We start from the raw sequence: 19627 nt of genomic DNA, 5'->3' as shown, positions 1-19627 counted from the left end.
ACTAGGAAATGTAGTTGGCCCAACGAGCAACGCCTTGCTCCATCAGCCCATAGACATGCTCGAAAGCGATGCGCTGTTGCCGATATGGATCGGGCACTTCGATGTCGTCCCAACGGCCCAGCAGGAACGTTTTTCCGCTGACCTGCGGCACCTCTCGCGCAATCTGCGCGAGATGCGCACGCTCCATGACAAGGATCAGGTCGGCGGCACCCAGAATTGATGGCGTTGCTTGCCTGGCCCGATGCGCGCTGGGGTCATGCCCCTGCTCACACAGCAAGGCCGCAGCCGTTGGATCGATTGGGTTTCCGGCCAAAGCATGCAGGCCCGCCGAAGCCACCTCGACGCCTGCCCGCCCGTGCAGCCGTTGGCGGAACAATATCTCGGCGGTAGGGCTGCGACAGATGTTGCCCACACAGACAAGCAGTAGTTTTTTGAACACGTAACGACCTCAGTCATCTCGATCACGGGAATGCTGCGTCGCCGGGAGCCTCACACCCATGCACCACGCAGACCACGCACTCCTTGCCCGAGTCGCCCTGGGCAAGGAGTGCCGCTTCGCCCGCAAACCACTGTTGAAACCGCGCCGACGCGATCAGAGCATCCGGGCAGTGCTCGCCGGCAAGACCTGCCGCGGCGCAGTGTACAGAATGAAACAAACTGATACTATTCGAGAGCAAGTGAAACAATGCATTTGCGACTTGGTCGAAAGTTCCTGCCAATCAAGCCCGTCGCCAGTGGTTTCGCCGCTTTCCTATCGGCGCTCCACGCAACGAAGAAAGAAGAAATCCCATGTGGATCGCGCGCCGCAACCCCCATCATGAGCACTGGAGAGCCCCATCCGGACGGCTTGCCGCCACTTTTGGGATGATTCTCAAAATCAGCGATCCACTGCTGCTCCTGGGCACTGCGCTGGCCGCTTATCAGCTGCAATTCAATGATGTGCAACTGTCAGTGCATTACTGGCGATTGATCGCGATCACCATGTTGCTCAGCCTTCTCGTGCTCAGCATGTCCTCCATCTACTCGAGCTGGCGTGGGCGCAGCCTGTTAACAGAACTGGCCAACGTACTGCTGCAGTGGCTGGTCATCTTCGGCTGTCTGTTTGCCTATGTTGCCGCGATCAAGGCTGCGGATGCTCAAACAACCGCGTGGGTAGGGAGTTGGTTCCTCCTGAGCCTGGCATCCGTTTCCTTGTTGCGCTTGTTGATTCGGGCAACGGCAGCATGGGCACGCGCGCGCGGCAACGACCTGCGCACCGCAGTGATCGTCGGCGCCACGCCGGACACACAAAAAATCATCACCACGTTGCGCGACAACAGTTGGGCCGGCATATGCATCCAGGGTTGGTTCTCTACTCGTTCCGACCGCTGTGTGATTGACAGTTCAACGGCGCTGCTGGGCACATTGAACGACCTTGGCGGGTACGTCGAAAGCCATGCCACCGACCAGGTCTGGATTGCATTGCCAATGCGCGACGAAGCGCAGATCACCTTGGCACTGAATCAGCTGCAGCACTCGACGGTCGATATCAAGTTCGTCCCCGACATGTTCGGCTTCCATCTGCTCAACCACTCCATCGAGCAGCTCGCAGGCCTGCCGGTGATCAATCTCCAGCAGACACCACTGCAAGGAAACGCTCGCGTGCTCAAGGCACTGGAGGACCGTTTGCTCGCTGCACTTATCCTGTTGGTGATCTCCCCGCTGATGCTGGCCATCGCAATCGCGGTGAAGTTGAGCTCCCCCGGCCCGGTGTTCTACCGCCAGGAGCGCATGAGTTGGAACAACAGCACCTTCCAGATGCTCAAATTCCGCTCGATGCCTGTGGATGCAGAAGCCGCCAGCGGCGCGGTGTGGGCCAAGGCCGGCGAGAGTCGCGCCACCAAAATCGGGGCGTTCCTGCGAAAGACCAGCCTGGACGAGCTTCCCCAGTTCTTGAATGTGCTGCTCGGCGACATGTCCATCGTTGGCCCGCGCCCTGAGCGACCGGTATTCGTGCACAAGTTCAAGCATGAGATTCCGTCATACATGAAAAAACACATGGTCAAGGCGGGCATCACCGGCTGGGCACAGGTCAACGGCTGGCGTGGCTCCACCGATCTGCACAAGCGCATCGAATGCGATCTTTTCTATATCGAGAACTGGTCGCTTGGGTTTGACCTCCGGATCATTGTTGCGACCCTGTTCAAGGGTTTCGTTAACAAGAACGCGTACTGAGCAAAAAAATGAAGCAGAACATCGGTCTGAAAGAAAGCCCCGCCCTGATGCCAATGAAAATTGCAGTGGTCGGAGCTGGCTATGTTGGACTGTCCAATGCGGTACTACTTTGCAGGCACAACGATGTGACGGTGCTGGATGTGAGCAGCGAGCGCATCGAACTTTTGAACAAGCGACGCTCGCCGGTAAAGGACGGCGGTATCGAGACGTTTCTTGCTTCCGGAGAGCAGGCACTCACCGCAACAACCGACAAGCATGCTGCCTATCGCAACGCAGATTTCGTCATCGTGGCAACACCGACTGACTACGATCCAGAGAACAACCATTTCGACACCAGCTCCGTAGAGTCTGTCGTCGACGACGCTCTGGCGATCAATCCGAGAGCCACCATCGTGATCAAGTCCACGGTCCCGGTTGGCTACACAACGCGCCTGCGCGAATCACGAAATGCTGACAACATATTTTTTTCGCCGGAGTTCCTTCGGGAGGGTAGCGCACTGCACGATAACCTCCATCCCAGCCGCATCGTCATTGGCGGCACCACAGCCCATGCACGGGTATTCGCCAAATTGATGCAACAGGGATCCGCGTGCGCAGACGTCAACGTGCTGCATACCAGCTCGTCTGAAGCCGAAGCGATCAAGCTTTTCTCAAACACGTATCTGGCGATGCGCGTAGCCTATTTCAACGAGCTGGATACCTACGCATCGATGCACAGCCTCGACACACGCCAGATCATCGATGGCATCGGGCTGGATCCGAGAATCGGCAGCCACTACAACAATCCATCCTTTGGATACGGAGGATACTGCCTGCCAAAAGACACCAAGCAGCTTTTGGCGAACTATAGCGATGTCCCCCAGAATCTGATCAGCGCAATCGTCGATTCCAACAGAACCCGCAAGGACTTCATCGCAAGCGACATCATGCGCTCAGCCCCGCGCATAGTCGGAATCTACCGGCTTACGATGAAATCCGGTTCGGACAATTTCCGCGCATCCAGCGTGCAGGGCGTCATGAAGCGCCTGAAAGCCAAAGATGTGGAAATCATCATCCACGAGCCAACCCTAAAGGCAAAAACGTTCTTCAACTCGGAAGTTGTCAATGACCTTGCTCGGTTCAAGGCCTCCGCCGACGTAATCATCGCCAACCGTGTTACCGATGAGCTGAGGAATGTGGAAGCAAAGGTATACAGCCGCGACATTTTTGGCGCGGACTGAGTTCCTCTGGTCATGACAGGAAAGCCCCGTTCTTTCGCACATAGCCTAATCTGGAATCTTTCCGGCGCGGGGCTTCCATTGGCGTTTGCGTTCCTTGCAACTCCAAGCCTTCTCGCAGGCTATGGAAGTGAGCGCTTCGGCTTCCTGACCATCATCTGGGCGCTGATCGGTTATTTCAGCATCTTCGATCTTGGCATCGGTCGCGCACTTACAAAGCTTGTTTGCGATCGACTAGGTAGCGGAAGGATCGCCGAACTTCCCGACCTCGCGACGACCGCGATCTTTACCATGTGCAGCCTGGGCGGGATTGCATGCCTGCTTCTGGTAGCTGCAGCCCCCATCCTCGTGCGATCGCTGCAGCTGGAGGCGGCATTGCACCGGGAGTGCGTGCTCAGCCTTCGCATATTGGGCATCAGCATTCCCTTCGTCATTGCATCCACGGGGTTCATCGGCCTGCTTGAAGCTCGACTCAGGTTCGACTGCATCAACCGTATCCGGCTGTTGATGGGAATGCTCAGCTTTGCCGCACCGCTGTTGATGCTGATCTGGTCGCTCAGCCTGGTGCCTGCAACGATTGCACTTGCAGTAAGCCGCATCGTTACTACATGGCTTTACATCCTCGCGGCCAGGCGCAGTGATACGGCGGCCATACTGGCTGGAAGGTTCCGCGCAACGCACCTGCGGGAACTGTTGAAATTCGGCAGTTGGGTCACGCTAAGCAATCTGATCAGCCCGCTGATGACGCAGCTGGACAAGATTGTCATCGGCAGCATCGTGGCCATTCACCTGCTGCCTGTTTATGCAATACCTGGCGATTTGATCAACCGCCTCAGCTTCATTCCTGTCGCCATCATCGGAGTGTTCTTTCCGGCATTCTCCGCCCGATGGGCGGCCGGCAACCGACAGGGAGTCCTGTCGCTCCACCGCGACGTTGCATCGGTGATGCTTGCCACAATGCTCCCCATTGCGCTGACCATCTACGCGTTCGCTCCCGAAGCGCTTACCTTGTGGATGGGCAGGGAGTTCTCGCTGCAAGCAGCACCTTTGATTCGTTGGCTTTGCGTAGGCCTGCTGGCGAATTCCTTCGCGCGTATCCCGCATGCGCTGTTGCAGGCCATTGGCCTCCCGGGAACTCCGGCCAAACTGCACCTTCTTGAGCTCCCGATTTACGCCACTGCGCTGTGGCTGCTGCTGGAGCGGCACGGGATCCTTGGAGCAGCAGTTGCCTGGAGTGGACGAATGCTGCTCGACTTCGTCCTGCTGACGACACTCGCCTGTCTGGCAGTGCCCGGCACCCGGCGCCAGGCCATCTCCCTGCTGACAGCAACAGCCGGTGGCGCGGCCATCATGTGCATTTCGCCACTCATTCCATCCGCCTCAGGACGATTGATTCTCTGCGTTGCGGCTGCACTCATGGGCGGCGCATACGCATTCACCCTCCTTGTTCGCATCCACCAAGATGAATGACCCCATTTCTTCGTCCGTTCCGTCACCCAATACGACATTGGTGACCGTCACTTACGGCGATCGCATCGACTATCTCCACGCACTTCTGCAGCGGGCGTTCTGTATCGAGAACGTGGGCCGCGCGGTAATAGTAAGCAACGCCTCGACCTCTGATCTTTCTCTGCTTGAAGAGCAATGGGCCCCCCGTCTGCGCGTCTTATCCCTGGAAACCAACACGGGATCTGCTAACGGTTATGCCGTAGGGATCGCCGCTGCACTGGCTGACGAAGCGGACTATATATGGCTGATGGACGATGACAACGCCCCCATGCGCGGCGCACTTTCCGCGCTGCATGACCGGTTGGCAACCAGCAGCGCGGTCCACGGCATGGAGAATGCTGCTGTCCTTGGTTTTCGCCCGACCCATCAATCCGCCATTGCCCAAGGCATAGAAGCAAGGCACGCCTATCCACCGCGCTCCAGCTTTCTGGGGTTTCACTACCGGCAGATCGCCTTCAAGATATGGCGCAGGATCAGGCCAGCACCAGGAGCGCATAGGCCCGCGTCGATAGTGTCCATGCCTTACGCACCATACGGAGGGCTGTTGGCATCAGCCATGCTATTCAAGCGAATTGGCCTACCGAAATGCGAACTGGTTCTGTATGCGGATGATACCGAGTACACCTACCGCATCACTGCAGGTGGCGGTGTAATTGAACTGGTAACTTGCGCCGAAATTGAGGATCTGGAGCATTCCTGGTACCTGCGCGAGGCGCACCCGAACAACTTCCTTCGCCTTCTGCATGGGCGCTCCGACTTTCGCGCCTACTACGGCATACGCAATCTGGCGTGGTTCGAGAGGAATGTCTGGCGAACCTCATGGCTCGAGTATGCGCTTAACAGCGCAATCTACATGATCCTTCTTAAGTATTTTGCACTGCGCAGCGGTCAACCCCAGCGGTACCAGCTATTGCGTGACGCGATCCGGGAAGGACGAACCAATCAGCTCGGTTTGTGCGACAGATTCCCTCTATAGCACCCTCCCTCCTTTTTGGGATCCATGCACAGGATCATCAGCCACGCCAATGAAATTGCGAAACAGAAGCGCCAACTTGTTTTCACCATTCGTCCTGTCGGCGGCATCGTTGCTATTCCTCACTGCCTGCCTCCTGTTCCCTCCACAGCTCTACGAGGCACTCCTTCCGGAGCGAAACGTCATGTTCCTCGACGTTCGTACCTTCCTGTTCTTCGCGACATGTGTGGCCACATTCTGCTGTGGCGTACTGCTTGCCAAACCATGCCAATCATCAATCGCACCGCCCCCATCACTCAGCAATACCGCAATCATGGTTCCACTATTGGCGGCGGTCGTCCTCAATGCGTTTTCACTGACGGTTCTGTTTCGAAACAACCCATGGATGCTGACGGAATGGTTGACTGATTCGGGCAGGGTCAAGCGCGACTATGACGCCACAGGCGGCCTCTCGGAAGCCTTGCCACTGTTGTTCGCCGTATGCTGGTGGGCACATGGACGCATACTCAGCCGTCGGCAAGCGACTGGCGAACCGGCACGTCTTGTTCGCACCAGCATCTTTTTGGCTGCCGCATTCGCCGTATTCACAGCCATGATGAAAGCCGCGCGCTTTGACTTGATACCGGGGTTACTCGGCTTCCTGATCATCTCCACCACCCTTTCATCTTCCAGCAGGAAGAGCGTTGGCTTCCTGTTGCGCCAAGGCGTCTTCGTGCTCTTGGCTGGCGCCGTGACATTCTCATTGTTCGCTTTCCTAAGGGGGCAAACCGGCACGCTTGCGATCGCTGAATCTGCCGCCGGCTACACCATGGCCTCATACAATCGATTAAGTGCGCTGCTCAACGGGGATATATATTTCCCCCACGCAGGCAGTGGCATTTATGCGTTCAACTTCGTCTCCCATGTACCTTTCTTTCATAACCTCATTGATTTCAGGGATGCGTTTGGAATGCCCGACCGGGTTGAGGCCTGGATGACGGAGTTTGCTGCGATCGCATCGGCTGGCCTCGACGGGAGGTACATTTGGGTAAGCGCATTCGGTTACTTCTTTGCAGACCTCGGCCTCTGGACATACCCCTACCTCGCAGCAAGCGGGCTACTTGTCGGGCTGTCCTGGAAGTCGATCCTGGCACGACGCGCCTTTGGACTTGTTCTCTATCCATGGGCCGCGTTTTCGATAGTCCTGTGGTTCGGAAGCCACTTTTTTGTTTTTCCGAGGCTGGTGACATTTCTCCTTGCCGCAATGGTCCTTGCCGCCTGGGAGTTCGTACAAGGAAGAAGGTTCGTACTGCAATGAACAATGCCAATTCGTCAACGACACCCGCGTTGATCAGCATCTACCTCCCGACCCACAACCGCCTCGGTCTTCTGCAACGCGCGATCGAATCCGTGAGACAACAATCCCATCCTCATTGGGAGCTCATGGTTGTTGTAGACAATTCTTCGGATGGTACCGCCGCCTACCTGGAGTCAATTGCAGACCCCAGGGTAAAGACAATCGTCAACAAGGTCTCCATGGGGGCCTGCATCAGCCGCAACCTTGCAATCGCCAACGCTTCTGGCGAGTACATCACCGGTCTTGATGATGATGATTATTTTCTACCCGACCGCCTGACGGATTTCCATGAGAACTGGTGTCGATTGACCTCGGCAGGTGTGGAATTCGGATTCCTCTATGACGATGCGGTCGTGCTTGGCCAGGATGGCGGCCAAGCCACGCGCCGCTTTGTCAAGGTTGCAGATCAGCGCCGACTGAACGGCTACAACTGTGTTGGCTCCCAGGTGTTCTGTCGGCGTACGGACATCATATCGGCAGGTGGCTTTTCGCCGAGCATGCCCGCATGGCAGGACTGGGATATGTGGGTTCGGCTGCAGCACCTCTCCGGCAAGGGCATCAATATCCGGAAGGCAAACTATGTCGTTGACGAGAGCCACGACCATGAGCGGATTTCGCAGAAGCCTGCGCATGTACTTCGCTACGCCGCGGAACAGTTCCTGGACAGGAACAAGCAGCTCAATGCCGCAGAACGCGCATCCGTCCGCTATACGCTCAGCAAGTATCCACAAGTAGGAAGGAGCTTGGCCGATTGCTTGCGGATCTTGCCGATCATGTCCTCGAATCCGCTGTTCTGGGAAAAACTCGAACGGAAAGCCGCCGACCTGGTCACCCGACATGGACACTAGCAACACGCAGACACAGCTGCCCGGCGCGGCAATGTCAAAGCAGCCCACGCAGAGCATTCACGTGCTGATGATCTCCGCTCGGGCGGATCACGGCGGCGGCCCCCGGCACATTGAACTTCTGCTCCGCAGCCTGCCTGCATGGGTAACGGCGTACATAGCCTGTCCGGAGGATGATCCTTATTGGGCGCGATTCAAAGAACTGGTCGATGGACGCCTGTTTCGTATTCCACACCGCCGATTCGGTCTTTTACAGGCAGCGCGACTCGCACTGCATGTGCGGCGCACTGGCATACAGGTCATTCATACCCATGGAAAAGGCGCCGGCATATATGGCCGGATCGCTTCACTACTGGGTGGAGCTCCCTGCATTCACACTCCACATGGCATTCATGTTGGCAGCTATGGCCCCTCTCTCCGAAGCCTCTATCTGCGGTATGAAAATGTAAGTGCGCGCTACGTTGAACACCTGATACATGTGTCGCCGGAAGAACAGGACCAGGCCCGCGAACTTGGCCTTTGGCGGACGATCCCTGCATCAGTGATTGTGAATGGCGTGCCCAGCCATACGCCGGACAGCAGTCAGCAGCTGCGCAGACAGGCACGCCGACGTCTCGGCTTTCCGGAAAGCTCTGCGGTGGTAGCCACCGTCAGTCGCTTCGACTATCAGAAAAACATGGGGGACGCCTACCTTATTGCCAAGGCGATGCCCCATATCCGGTTTCTCTGGATAGGCACAGGTGAAGAGATCGCTGCATTGCAGAGACGAGCCGCTGCGGATGGCGTCCGCAACCTGCACTTCCTGGGGCGCATGGACGCCCCATTGAACGCACTGGCCGCCGCCGACGCTTACCTCTCCACCTCACGCTGGGAAGGTTTGCCACTGGCGGTACTGGAGGCAATGTCATTGGGAATCCCTTCCGTTCTCTCCAATGTCATCGGCCACAAGAACCTGATTGAAAACCACGGCGCAGGCCTACTCTATCCGGCGGGTGATATCGGCTCGGCAGTATCTGCACTGACCCGCGTCCTCGACGAGCCAGAACTGCATCGAACGCTTGCTGAATCGGCGCACTCGGCACAGCTGGGAAACTTCTCCTCTACAACTGTTGCCAGTCAGACGGCTTCACTCTACAAGGGGCTGGCCTCCTGATGAAGGTAGCAATCGTCCATTACTGGTTTGTCACCTGGCGCGGAGGTGAGAAGGTTGTCGAACAGCTGCTGGACCTCTATCCACAGGCTGATGTGATCACGCACGTAGCCACGACCGAGATCGAGCGCGCGCAACTGGCAGGGCATCGCGTGCAACGTACCTTTGTCAGCAAGCTACCCGGCGCTCAACGGCTGTATCAGAAGTACCTGCCCCTCATGCCCATCGCATTGGAGCAACTCGATCTGACGGAATATGATCTGGTCATCTCCAGCGAGTCCGGCCCTGCCAAGAACGTCATCACCCACCCCGACGCACTGCATGTCTGTTACTGCCATAGCCCGATGCGCTACGCCTGGGACATGTATGGGCTTTATCTTGCAGGCGCAGGGAAGATCACCCGGTTATTGATGCGCCCCTTGATGCACTATCTGCGCACTATCGACGTGATATCGGCTGCACGCGTGGATCATTTCATCGCCAATTCGGCCTTCATCGCGCGCAGGATCAACAAATGCTACCGCAGACAGGCAGCGGTGATTCACCCACCTGTCGAAATCGATGAGTTCGAGTGCCGCAGCAGCAAGCAGGACTACTACCTGCTGTTTGGCCAGCTGACGCGCTACAAGAAGGCCGACCTCGTGACAGCCGCCTTCCTGCAGAATGGCAAGCGCTTGGTGGTAATCGGCGAGGGTGAGCAGCTGGACGCACTCAAGGCCAAGGCAACAGACAGGATTACGGTGCTGGGCCGACAGCCGTTTCCGGTCGTGAAAGAGTACCTGGCCAATGCAAAAGCGCTTATTTTCCCTGGCGTCGAAGACTTCGGCATCGTTCCACTTGAGGCAATGGCTTCCGGAACCCCGGTAATTGCGTTCGCCAAAGGCGGCGCACTCGAAACCGTTATCGAGAGTAGCGACCCCACGCTGGCGACCGGCCTGTTCTTCCATGAGCAGTCCATTGAGGCTATCAACGACGCTATTGCCCGCTTCGAGTCCATACCAGACCATATCTCGCCACAGGCTTGCCGTAGGCAGGCCGAAAGATTTTCCTCCGCACGCTTCAAGCAAGAGATATCCTCCTTCATCCAATCGAAACTACGCGAAACCGCAGATTCACACGTGGCCCGGGGAAACACATGAACATTTTGATCTGCGGCGGCGCAGGCTATATCGGCAGCCATATGGCGCAATGGGCTGCCGCGCGCGGTTATACGGTTACCGTGCTCGACAACCTCTCAACCGGGCATGCGGGCGCCGTTCGCTGGGGCGAGCTGATCCAGGCGGACCTACTGGATACCAGCGCCCTTGAGCGTGCCTTCAAGGGGCGCCGCTTCGACGCAGTCATGCATTTCTGTGCCCGCTCGCTCGTTGGCGAATCGGTAAGCAGACCCTACGAGTACTACACCAACAACGTCACTGGCACGTTGAACCTACTGGAGACAATGCGTCGTCATGAGGTGAGCAAACTGGTGTTCTCCTCGACTGCCGCTGTTTTTGGGAACCCCATCCACGATGTCATCGACGAGAACCACCCGAAGGCTCCGATCAATCCCTATGGCGCCAGCAAGTTGATGGCCGAACGCGTCCTCGCCGACGCCGCGCACGCCCATGGACTGCGCTCGGTGGCACTGCGCTACTTCAATGCAGCCGGCGCCCTGCCCGAGCACGGCATCGGCGAGGCGCATGCCTGCGAGACCCACCTCATCCCCAACGTACTACGCAGCGCGCTGACCGATGGCCCGGCGTTGAAAATTTTTGGCGATGACTACCCCACCGGCGATGGCACCTGCGTGCGCGATTATGTTCATGTGCAGGATCTTGCCCAGGCGCATGCGCTGGCCTTGGACTTCATGGGCGAGCATGAGGGCGCACATGCCTTCAACCTGGGCAATGGCCAGGGTTTTTCCGTACATGAAGTAATTGCCGCTGCCGCATCCGTCGTCGGCAAAGCCATTCCTTTCGAAATCGCGCCACAACGGGCGGGCGACCCGCCCAAGCTAGTAGCGTCCAGCAGCAAGGCCCGCGAACAACTCGGGTGGCGGCCGCAGTGGACCGCGCTGACTCCCATCCTGGAAAGCGCGTGGCGATGGCACCGTGCGCCCCCCAGCTGGTTCCCCAGCCAGAACTGATCGGCCATTCCGCACCGGGAGACATTGCAGGAGCGCCGTGCGCACCCGCGCAACCGTGGTCATCGCGGACAGGCGGCAGACAAGTGCGCAATGCCGGGATCGGCCGTCTTTCAACGCTGGCCTGCCCGCCCGGACGCGCTACGCGGCAATCGCCTCACCGTGGAACCGACAGCAACCGACAGCAACCGGCTGCCACATCGGCACCCGACCGCAGCGCCTTCCCGAATCAGGCGATGTCGAGCACTGGGAACGATTTGACCATGTCATCCAGTGCCTTGATCTGCGCCAGGAACGGCTCCAGCACGTCCAGCGGCAATGCGCTGGGACCATCGCAGCGCGCGTTGTCCGGGTCCGGGTGCGCTTCCAGGAACAGACCGGCAATACCTACCGCCATGCCGGCACGGGCCAGCTCCACCACTTGGCGGCGACGGCCACCGGAGGCTTCGCTGCCGGCATCACGGCGCTGCAGGCTGTGGGTGACGTCGAAGATCGCCGGTAGGCCTCCAGTGGCTTCGATCATCTCGCGGAAGCCGAGCATGTCCACCACCAGGTTGTCATAACCGAACTGGGCGCCACGCTCGCACAGGATGATCTGCTCGTTGCCCGCCTCACGGATCTTGCTGACGATGTGCTTGATCTGGGTGGGGCTGAGGAACTGCGGCTTCTTGATGTTGACGGCGCGCCCAGTGCGGGCGATGGCGGTGACCAGATCGGTCTGGCGGGCCAGGAAGGCCGGGATCTGCAGCACGTCGACTACTTCCGCCACCGGCGCGGCCTGGGCGACTTCATGCACGTCGGTGATCACCGGCACGCCGAAGCGCTGCTTGACCTGTTCGAAGATGCGCAGCCCTTCTTCCAGGCCAACGCCACGGAAAGAGTTGATCGAGGAGCGGTTGGCCTTGTCGAACGAGGCCTTGAACACGTACGGGATGCCCAGTTTGCCGGTGACCTGCACATAGCGCTCGGCGGCATACAGGGTGGAGTCGAGGTCCTCCAGCACGTTGAGCCCGCCAAACAGCACGAAAGGCAGCGTGTTGCCAACCACTACCCCATCGGAAATCGTCACGTTCATCTGTCTATCCTGTTGAATCCGGGGAAACCCCTGCCAAGGGTGGCGAATATGGCCGAAAAACGCCAAAAGCGACAGCGCTTGCCTGCCGCACAGCCCCGTCCGCACAGCCGCCGGACCCGGCACACGCCGTCCTATCGGCCAGACCAACCCCCGACGAGGCCAATCGGTTCACTCTGATACTATGTAGTACTCACTCCGTCGCCCCCACCCGCAGTTTCCGACGGCGCCAAAATCACGTTAAGAAACAGGAGTTTGAATGTCTTCCGAGCTGCTCAAGGCCTTGGCTCTGGATGCCACCAACGCTGGCACCTACATGGGTAACGGGGAATGGTCCTCCGCAACTGGCGCGGGCGTCCTCAAGCCGCAGAACCCGACCACCGGCGAAGTGATCGCCGAGGTCCAGGCCACCACCGAGGCTGATTACGAAACCGTCATCGCCCGTGCGCAGGAAGCCTACAAGGTATGGCGCACCACCCCGGCCCCGCGCCGTGGCGAAGCCGTGCGCCTGTGCGGCGAAGCATTGCGCAAGCACAAGGACGCACTGGGCTCGCTGGTCGCACTGGAAATGGGCAAGTCCAAGCCGGAAGGCGACGGTGAAGTGCAGGAGATGATCGACATCGCCGACTTCGCCCTGGGCCAGAGCCGCATGCTGTACGGCTACACCATGCACTCCGAGCGCCCCGGCCACCGCATGTACGAGCAGTATCACCCGCTGGGCCTGGTCGGCATCATCTCGGCCTTCAACTTCCCGGTCGCGGTGTGGAGCTGGAATGCGTTCCTGGCGGCCATCTGCGGCGATATCTGCATCTGGAAGCCGTCCAACAAGACCCCGCTGACCGCCATTGCCACGATGAAGATCTGCAATGACGCGCTGAAGGACGGCGGCTTCCCGGACCTGTTCTTCCTGATCAACGATGCCGGCACTGCGCTGTCGGAGAAGATGGTCGACGACCGTCGCGTGCCGCTGATTTCCTTCACCGGTTCCACCCAGGTCGGCCGCACCGTCAACCAGAAGGTTGCCCAGCGTCTGGGCCGCTGCCTGCTGGAACTGGGCGGCAACAACGCCATCATCATGGACGAGACCGCCGACCAGAAGCTGGCCGTGCCGGGGATCGTGTTCGGCGCCGTCGGTACTGCCGGCCAGCGCTGCACCACCACCCGTCGCCTGATCGTGCATGAATCCATCTACGACAACGTGCTGGCCACGCTGATCAAGGCCTACAAGCAGGTCGAAGGCAAGATCGGCGACCCGACCGACGCGGCCAACCTGATGGGCCCGTTGAACAGCCCGGAAGCCGTGCAGCAGTTCCTCGGCTCCATCGCCAAGGCCAAGGCTGCCGGTGGCACCGTCGAGACCGGCGGCACTGCCATCGACCGCGCCGGCAACTTCGTGCTGCCGGCGATTGTCACCGGCCTGAAGAACAGCGATGAGATCGTCCAGCACGAGACCTTCGCACCGATCCTGTACGTGATGAAGTACAGCACGCTGGACGAAGCCATCGACATGCAGAACGGCGTGCCGCAGGGCCTGTCCTCGTCGATCTTCACCCAGAACCTGAAGACCGCCGAGAAGTTCCTGTCGGCAGCCGGCAGCGACTGCGGCATTGCCAACATCAACATCGGCACGTCCGGTGCGGAAATCGGTGGCGCCTTCGGTGGCGAGAAGGACACCGGCGGTGGCCGTGAATCCGGCTCGGATGCATGGAAGGTTTATATGCGCCGCCAGACCAACACCATCAACTACTCCGACTCGCTGCCGCTGGCCCAGGGCATCAAGTTCGATCTTTGATGGTGCCTGTCCTGGCTTTGGTCGGGGCGTTGAATCGGGAGAGTTCCCAGCTGTAAAGCTGCCCTCACCCCAACCCCTCTCCCGCGCGCGGGAGAGGGGCTTTCTACAGCTGATACGGAGTTCCCGATGAGCATCCCTGCACCTCGCCAGACCAGCAGCTACGCCGTGATCAGCCTGGTCGCCGGCATTCTTGGCTGGACCCTGTTGCCTGCCATTGGCAGCATCTGCGCCATCATCTTTGGCCATATGGCACGTGGCGAAATCCGCCGCAGCAACGGTCAAATGGACGGTGACGGTCTGGCTGTGGCCGGCTTGGTGCTGGGCTGGCTGGCTACTGCGCTGTGGTTGATCGGCATCATCTTCTTCATTGCCATCCTTGTGTTCTTCGGAGGCCTGGCGGGCCTCGCGGCGATGAACTCCTGAGGCTGGCATGGGACAACCCGATTCAACCCAACGTTTCAGCAGCCGGGTAGCGGACTATGTGCGCTATCGACCGGGTTACCCGTCCACGCTGCTGGAGTGGCTGCACCGCGATATCGGCCTGCCGCGCTCTGCCCTGGTCGCCGATATCGGCGCTGGCACCGGTATTTCCAGCGCGCCGTTCCTGGCTGCTGGCCATCCGTTGATCGCAGTGGAACCCAATGCCGCAATGCGCGCAGCCGCCGATCAATGGCTGCACCCCCAATACCCCAAGTTCCAATCCGTCGGCGGCACTGCCGAAGCCACTACGCTGGCAGATCACAGCGTCGATCTGGTCGCAGCAGCGCAGGCGTTCCACTGGTTTGACACGTCCGCCGTACGTCGGGAATGGACTCGTATCCTGCGCCCGGGTGGCCTGGCGCTGGTCTACTGGAACTCGCGCCTGCTCGATGCCTCGCCGTTCCTGGCCGGCTACGAGCAGCTGCTGCTGGACTACGGCACCGACTACACCGAAGTCGCCGAACGCTACCAGGACGACCAGACCATGCGCGACTGGTTTGGTCCGGGCCTGCGCGGTCTGGTGCAGCTGCCAAACGTGCAGCACCTGGACTACGACGGCCTGCGTGGTCGGCTGCTGTCCTCCTCCTACGCGCCGCAAGCCGGCCACGAACGTCACGTCCCGATGCTGGAAGCCCTGCGGCGCCTGTTTGATGCGCATGCGGTCGATGGCAAGGTTGCCTTTGAGTACCAAACCCGCGCCTTTGTTGGCACGCTGAACTGAGCTTATGTATTCCATTGCCCGCCCGTTTTTGTTCACCCTTGATGCCGAGCGCGCGCACGGCCTGGGCCTGTCCGCGCTGGATCTTGCCTGGCGCACCGGTACCACGCCGCTGATCGCCGGCCGCATCAAGCCACTTCCCACCCCGGCGTTTGGCCTGAGCTTCCCCAACCCGGTTGGCTTGGCAGCTGGCCTGGACAAGAACGGCGAACATATCGAAGCCCTGTTTGCATTGGGCTTCGGCTACGTGGAGATCGGCACCATCACCCCGCGCCCGCAGGCCGGCAGCCCCAAGCCGCGCCTGTTCCGCCTGCCGCGGCACAACGCCATCATCAACCGTATGGGTTTCAACAACCTCGGTGTTGATGCGCTGGTGAAGAACGTGGAGGCGGTCAAGCACCGCCCCGGCCCGCTCGGCATCAACATAGGCAAGAACAAGGACACGCCAAATGACGATGCGCTGTCCGACTACCTGATCTGCATGGAAAAGGTCTACCCGCTGGCCGATTACATCACCGTCAACATCTCCTCGCCCAATACCGCCGGCCTGCGCGAACTGCAGGAAGAGCAGGCATTGCGACGCCTTGTAGCCGGCCTGCGTGAAGCACAGGAGCGACTGGCCGCCAAACATGGCAAGCGCGTGCCGATGCTGGTCAAAGTGGCACCGGACCTGAGCGATCGCGACATCGATGCGGCAGCACGCGTGCTCGGCGAATTGGGCGTGGATGGCGTAATTGCCACCAACACCACCATCGGCCGGCCCACCGTGGAAGCCGATCCACTGTCCAGGGAAATTGGCGGCCTGTCCGGCGCCCCCTTGCTGGGTCAATCCACCCTGGTGCTGCGCCGGCTTCGCGCGCGCCTGCCCGAATCGGTGCCGCTGATCGGCGTTGGCGGCATCAGTTCCGGCGCCGATGCCGTGGCCAAGATGGCGGCTGGTGCTGCGCTGGTGCAGTGCTATAGCGGCCTGATCTTCCAGGGCCCACGCCTGATCGGCGATTGCGTCGATGCCATCCGCCGCCGTCGCGAGTCACCCTCCGGGGGCGCCGTCGCACCGCTATGACGAATGCCGCAACTGCCTGGTCACTGACCGAGAACGCCTCGCTGCGCCACCTCAACACTTTCCACGTGGATGCCCATGCCCCGCGCATGCTGCGCGTCGCCGATCCCAATGCGCTGCCCGAGGCCCTGGCCACCATCGGCGATGCCGACCTGCTGGTACTTGGCAGCGGCAGCAACGTGCTGCTGGCCGGCGATCCCCAGGATGTGGTGCTGGTATTCGACAACCGGGACATAACCGCGCTTGAACACCGCGCCGACCACACCATCGTCCGCGCGGGCGCAGGTGTGATCTGGCATGAGCTGGTGATGTGGTCGTTGAACGAGGGCCTGTCCGGGCTCGAGAACCTGGCATTGATCCCCGGCACCGTCGGCGCCGCACCGATCCAGAACATCGGCGCCTACGGTGCCCAGGTCGGCGACTTCATCCAGGTCGTCGAGGCCTGGGACCGGCAGGAGCAGGCCTGGGTGCGCCTGGACCAGGAAGCGTGCCGCTTCAGCTACCGCGACAGCCTGTTCAAGCACGAGGCTGATCGCTACCTGATCGTCGCCGTCGAGTTCCGTCTGCCGTTGCTGCACGAATTGCAGCTGGACTATGCAGGCATCCGCGAGGAGCTGCAGGCCATGGGAATCGAATTGCCGGTCTCGGCCGACGTCGCCAACGCCGTCATCGCGATCCGTCAACGCAAGCTGCCCGACCCCGCCGTGCTCGGCAATGCAGGTAGCTTCTTCAAGAATCCCATCCTGCCGGTTGAACAGATCGACGTATTGCTGCAGCACTACCCGGCGCTGCCCGTGTTTCCCGGCAACGATGCCAGCAACCGCAAGATATCGGCGGCGTGGATGATCGAGAAGGCCGGCTTCAAGGGCCAGCGCGAAGGGGATGCAGGGGTTTCGCCCAATCATGCGCTGGTACTGGTCAATCACGGCAGCGCGACCGGCGCCGAATTGCTGGCATTTGCCCGGCGCGTGTCGGCCGCCGTGCTGGAAAAGTTCGGCGTGCCGATTGAACCCGAACCGAGGCTGGTCGGCGCCCGCTGGTGAATACTGCCTTGGCTGCACCCCGCTCCACCGCCATGCGCGCTGCCCTGCTGATGTTCGGTAGTGCGATGGCTTTTGGTTTGATGGCCGTCGCCATCCGTCTTGCCACCGACTACGTCCCCACCCAGGAAGTAGCGTTCTTCCGCAATGGCTTTGGCCTGCTGGCGCTATTGCCGATGCTGCTGCGGCCCGGCCACGCGCCATTGCGCACCCAGCAGCTGCCACGTTATTTCCTGCGTAGCGTGATTGGCCTGGCCTCGATGCTGTGCGCTTTCTGGGCAATCGGCCATCTGCCACTGTCGCAGGCTATCTCCCTGTCGTACTCAACGCCGCTGTTCGTCACCATCGCTGCGGTGTTGTGGCTGGGTGAGAAGGTCCGTATCCGACGCTGGGCGGCCGTCATCACCGGTTTCACCGGTGTGCTGGTGATCGTGCGCCCGGGCGCGCACAGCTTCGAACTCGGCAGCCTGGTCGCGGTATTGGCCGCGGTACTCAGCGCTCTGGTCGCCATCCAGATCAAACAGCTGACCCGCGTCGACGGTCCCGATACCGTGGTGCTCTACACCTATGTGTTCTGGGTGCCGCTGTCGTTGATCCCGGCGCTGTTCGTCTGGGTCTGGCCGAGCGGCATCGCCTGGCTGTGGCTGGTCGCCACCGGAGTGATGGGAACCTTGGGCCAGCTGCTATGGACCCGTGCCCTGAAACTGGGGGAAGTCTCCGCACTCACGCCCATCAGCTTCACCCAGCTGCCACTGGTGGTAACGATGGGCTGGCTGCTGTTCGGCGAGACCCTGGACCGCTGGACCGTGATTGGAGCGCTGATCATCCTCGGCGCCAATGCCTATATCGCCCACCGTGAGGCGGTATTGGCGCGACGCCGCGAGAGCCTGCAGAACGCCCGCGCCGGCGATACCCCCGCCTGAGCGGGCATCGGGGTTTCAGGCCTGCAACAGCAGCACCAGCAACGGCGCCGCGGCGACATTCAACACCCCAGCCATCACCATCACCAGCCCGGCGATCGCGCCCTCGCTCTCGCCCAGTTCGCGCGCCTTGGCCACGCCCATGCCGTGTGCGCCCATGCCAAACAGCGCACCACGCGCCATCGCACTGCGTATCGGCAGCAGTTTGAGCAGCACCTGCCCACACAGAGCACCGCAGATACCTGTGATGATCACGAACACTGCTGTCAATTCCGGTATGCCACCAATGCGTCCGGACACATCCATCGCAAATGGGGTGGTCACCGAGCGCGGTGCCAGGCTCAACCTGAGTTCCGGTGACAGATGCAACGCCGTCGCCATCCCCCACGCAGAAGCGATCGCCACACCACTGCCAACCAGCACACCTGCCCCCAGCACCTTCCAGTGCCGTGCGATCAGCGTCCGTTGCTGGTGGATGGGCACCGCGAATGCAACCGTCACCGGTCCCAGCATCGCCACCAACCAATGCGTACCACGCAGATAGTCGTGATAGCTCGCATGCAGCAGGAACGCCAACCCCAACAACGCCAGCGGCGCGCTGATCAGTGGGGATGCCCATGCCTTGCCGCTACGTTGATAAAGCCGCTTGGCCAACAGATAGCTGACCAGAGTGGCCATTGCCCAGAACAACGGCCACAGCAATTGCGTTGCCGGCCGGACCACCATCTCAGTGAGCATCACGTCCACTCCATCGCAACAACAGCTCGACGGTAACGGCAGTGGTCGCCATGACCAACACGGTGCCACCCACCACCACCAGCAGCAGCTTCAGTCCCAGCCAGCCGAACATCTGGCGGTTGTCCAGCAGGATCATTGCCGCGGGGATGAAGAACAACAGCATCTCCGCCAACAACAAGCGCGCACCCCGCGCAAACGACAGCGGCGACCACCAGCGCAGGGCAAACACCAGCAGCAATGCGCCCAACCCGACAATCCCGCCCGGCACGGGCAAACCGAGCTGCCGCACCAATCCCTCTGCCAGCAGCCAGAGCGCCACAAGCGCGGCAATCTGCAGGCACGCACTGCGGCGGAAGCCGCGCCGCAGACCCAGCCGGCAGCGCCGCCAGAACAGCATCAACGTTTCCATGCCTTCTATGTACGCCTGGCCGATCCATA

At 60.4% G+C, this 19627-nt stretch carries 19 protein-coding genes; 15 read left to right on the top strand and 4 right to left on the bottom strand.

Annotated elements, in window-relative coordinates:
• Position 1: 1 nt before the first annotated feature.
• Positions 2–412: a low molecular weight protein-tyrosine-phosphatase gene (locus ACVOLQ_RS14925; RefSeq protein ID WP_481528485.1), complete on the bottom strand. Its 411-nt coding sequence runs from the start codon at positions 410–412 to the stop codon at positions 2–4.
• A gap of 377 nt (positions 413–789) precedes the next feature.
• Between ACVOLQ_RS14925 and ACVOLQ_RS14920 the strand changes: the two genes are divergently transcribed.
• The 9 genes from ACVOLQ_RS14920 (at position 790) to galE (ending at position 11372) form a co-directional block, all read left to right on the top strand.
• Entirely contained in the window at positions 790–2214 is a 1425-nt protein-coding gene (locus tag ACVOLQ_RS14920) for an undecaprenyl-phosphate glucose phosphotransferase (protein ID WP_481528472.1), read from the top strand.
• 53 nt (positions 2215–2267) lie between these two features.
• A complete protein-coding gene (locus ACVOLQ_RS14915; protein WP_481528484.1) occupies positions 2268–3434 on the top strand; it encodes a nucleotide sugar dehydrogenase in 1167 nt (388 codons plus the stop codon).
• Positions 3435–3446: 12 nt separating this feature from the next.
• Positions 3447–4901, top strand: a complete 1455-nt coding sequence (locus ACVOLQ_RS14910) for a flippase (protein ID WP_481528471.1) — start codon at positions 3447–3449, stop codon at positions 4899–4901.
• A complete protein-coding gene (locus ACVOLQ_RS14905; RefSeq protein WP_481528470.1) occupies positions 4876–5916 on the top strand; it encodes a glycosyltransferase in 1041 nt (346 codons plus the stop codon). The genes ACVOLQ_RS14910 and ACVOLQ_RS14905 overlap by 26 nt, the downstream gene beginning before the upstream one ends.
• 181 nt (positions 5917–6097) lie before the next feature.
• The gene (locus ACVOLQ_RS14900; RefSeq protein WP_481528469.1) at positions 6098–7210 is read left to right on the top strand and encodes a hypothetical protein; all 1113 of its coding nucleotides are present in this window, start codon (positions 6098–6100) and stop codon (positions 7208–7210) included.
• Positions 7207–8097 (top strand): glycosyltransferase, encoded by an 891-nt coding sequence (locus tag ACVOLQ_RS14895; RefSeq protein ID WP_481528468.1) that lies wholly within the window; start codon positions 7207–7209, stop codon positions 8095–8097. Before ACVOLQ_RS14900 ends, ACVOLQ_RS14895 begins: the two co-directional genes overlap by 4 nt.
• On the top strand, positions 8087–9247 hold the full coding sequence (locus ACVOLQ_RS14890; protein ID WP_481528467.1) for a glycosyltransferase: 1161 nt from the start codon (positions 8087–8089) through the stop codon (positions 9245–9247). Before ACVOLQ_RS14895 ends, ACVOLQ_RS14890 begins: the two co-directional genes overlap by 11 nt.
• Positions 9247–10383, top strand: coding sequence for a glycosyltransferase (locus tag ACVOLQ_RS14885; RefSeq protein WP_481528466.1), 1137 nt, complete (start codon positions 9247–9249; stop codon positions 10381–10383). The genes ACVOLQ_RS14890 and ACVOLQ_RS14885 overlap by 1 nt, the downstream gene beginning before the upstream one ends.
• Complete coding sequence (galE, locus tag ACVOLQ_RS14880) at positions 10380–11372, top strand: UDP-glucose 4-epimerase GalE (RefSeq protein ID WP_481528465.1); 993 nt, start codon at positions 10380–10382, stop codon at positions 11370–11372. The genes ACVOLQ_RS14885 and galE overlap by 4 nt, the downstream gene beginning before the upstream one ends.
• Positions 11373–11598: 226 nt before the next feature.
• Here the strand turns inward: galE and kdsA are convergent, their stop codons facing one another.
• Positions 11599–12444 (bottom strand): 3-deoxy-8-phosphooctulonate synthase, encoded by an 846-nt coding sequence (gene kdsA, locus ACVOLQ_RS14875; RefSeq protein ID WP_313171696.1) that lies wholly within the window; start codon positions 12442–12444, stop codon positions 11599–11601.
• 256 nt (positions 12445–12700) lie between these two features.
• On the opposite strand from kdsA, the gene amaB reads away from it, so the two are divergent.
• From amaB to ACVOLQ_RS14845, 6 genes are all read left to right on the top strand, one after another.
• The gene (amaB, locus tag ACVOLQ_RS14870) at positions 12701–14233 is read left to right on the top strand and encodes an L-piperidine-6-carboxylate dehydrogenase (protein ID WP_481528464.1); all 1533 of its coding nucleotides are present in this window, start codon (positions 12701–12703) and stop codon (positions 14231–14233) included.
• 126 nt (positions 14234–14359) lie between these two features.
• Positions 14360–14656: a DUF4190 domain-containing protein gene (locus ACVOLQ_RS14865; protein WP_313171694.1), complete on the top strand. Its 297-nt coding sequence runs from the start codon at positions 14360–14362 to the stop codon at positions 14654–14656.
• A 7-nt stretch (positions 14657–14663) separates the two neighbouring features.
• Complete coding sequence (locus ACVOLQ_RS14860; protein WP_313492662.1) at positions 14664–15434, top strand: class I SAM-dependent methyltransferase; 771 nt, start codon at positions 14664–14666, stop codon at positions 15432–15434.
• A gap of 4 nt (positions 15435–15438) precedes the next feature.
• Positions 15439–16494 (top strand): quinone-dependent dihydroorotate dehydrogenase, encoded by a 1056-nt coding sequence (locus ACVOLQ_RS14855; RefSeq protein WP_313171692.1) that lies wholly within the window; start codon positions 15439–15441, stop codon positions 16492–16494.
• Positions 16491–17534, top strand: coding sequence for a UDP-N-acetylmuramate dehydrogenase (gene murB, locus ACVOLQ_RS14850; RefSeq protein ID WP_481528463.1), 1044 nt, complete (start codon positions 16491–16493; stop codon positions 17532–17534). Before ACVOLQ_RS14855 ends, murB begins: the two co-directional genes overlap by 4 nt.
• Positions 17535–17566: 32 nt before the next feature.
• The gene (locus tag ACVOLQ_RS14845; RefSeq protein WP_481528483.1) at positions 17567–18454 is read left to right on the top strand and encodes a DMT family transporter; all 888 of its coding nucleotides are present in this window, start codon (positions 17567–17569) and stop codon (positions 18452–18454) included.
• A gap of 15 nt (positions 18455–18469) precedes the next feature.
• On the opposite strand, the gene ACVOLQ_RS14840 is transcribed toward ACVOLQ_RS14845, so the two are convergent.
• Positions 18470–19189 carry an LrgB family protein gene (locus tag ACVOLQ_RS14840; protein WP_481528462.1) on the bottom strand — a complete coding sequence of 240 codons (720 nt, stop codon included), beginning with the start codon at positions 19187–19189 and terminating at the stop codon, positions 18470–18472.
• Entirely contained in the window at positions 19179–19598 is a 420-nt protein-coding gene (locus ACVOLQ_RS14835; RefSeq protein WP_481528461.1) for a CidA/LrgA family protein, read from the bottom strand. The genes ACVOLQ_RS14840 and ACVOLQ_RS14835 overlap by 11 nt, the downstream gene beginning before the upstream one ends.
• Positions 19599–19627: the final 29 nt, after the last annotated feature.

The organism is Stenotrophomonas sp. STEN031 (assembly GCF_056759975.1).
The sequence above is the reverse complement of the archived record's forward strand: the minus strand, read 5'-3'. Positions and strand labels throughout refer to the sequence as shown.